General features: G+C 77.1%; 1 protein-coding gene. It reads right to left on the reverse strand.

Translation table 11 applies throughout. The features are described 5' to 3' along the window. Positions 1-840: methionyl-tRNA formyltransferase (gene fmt, locus ACR9ZG_RS18885; RefSeq protein WP_481286381.1), on the reverse strand; the 840-nt coding region annotated here is incomplete at its 3' end. Positions 841-1,072: the final 232 nt, after the last annotated feature.

The following is a 1,072-nucleotide window of genomic DNA, read 5'->3' on the forward strand; positions in this document are numbered from 1 at the left end:
GGGCTGGACGGTCACCAGCTCCAGCGGCTCCGTTCCCGTGCCGACGACGATGCTGCGGCCACGTTCCTCCACCACGCCGGGCAGGAGGGCCTCGCCGCCGGTGCGCGCGGCCCGCAGGATCTTGAACCGCTCGCCGCCGAGCAGCGCGTGCGCGCCGGGCTCAGGGGTCACGCCGCGCAGACGCGCGTACACCTCGTCGACGGACCGGGTGAGGTCGAGACGGCCGTCCTCGATGCCGAGCTTGGGCGCGAGGGTCGGCTCGCCGGTCTGCGGCGTGGCGACCGCGGTTCCGGCCTCCAGTGCGTCCACCGTCTCGGCGAGCAGACCGGCGCCGTCGACGGCCAGCGCCTCCAGCAGCTCGCCGGCGGTCTCGTCGGGGCCGATCGCCCGGCGCAGCTCGGCGAACACGTCGCCGGCGTCGAGCTCCGGCACCAGCTGGAACACCGCGGCCCCGGTCTCGCGGTCGCCGGCGATCACCGCGTGCTGCACGGGTGCGGCCCCGCGCCACCGCGGCAGCAGGGAGAAGTGGAGGTTGATCCAGCCCAGGCGCGGAAGCGACAGCAGCGGCTCGCGCACCAGACCGCCGTAGGCGACGATCACGCCGAGGTCCGGCGCCAGCTCGCGCACCTGCTCGGTGACCTCCTCGCGGAGCCGGTTCGCCCGGATGACCGGCAGGCCCAGCTCCTCGGCCGCGGCGGCGACCGGCGACGGGGTGAGCACGCGCTTGCGGCCGAGCGGGGCGTCCTCGCGGGTGATCACCGCCGCGATGTCGTGGCGGGCGGCGAGGGCGGCGAGGGACGGGACGGCGGCGGCCGGGGTGCCGGCGAAGACGAGGCGCATGGCAAGGTTCTTTCGGTATTGGGACGCCCGGAAGTCTACCCGCGGCCTAGAGGATCTCGGGGTCGTCGAACCGCACCCGCAGCGGCGGGGCCGGGCCGGGGGCCCCCCGCCCCCCGCGGGCCCCGGGGGGGCCCGGGGGGGGGGGGGGGGCCCCCCCGCCCGGTGACCGGTGCGCGTTGCGCTGTGGCCGGTGACTAGCCGGCGGAGGCGGTCTGGATGGCCGAGGCCATGT

The organism is Leifsonia sp. KNZ12-8B, assembly GCF_056755495.1.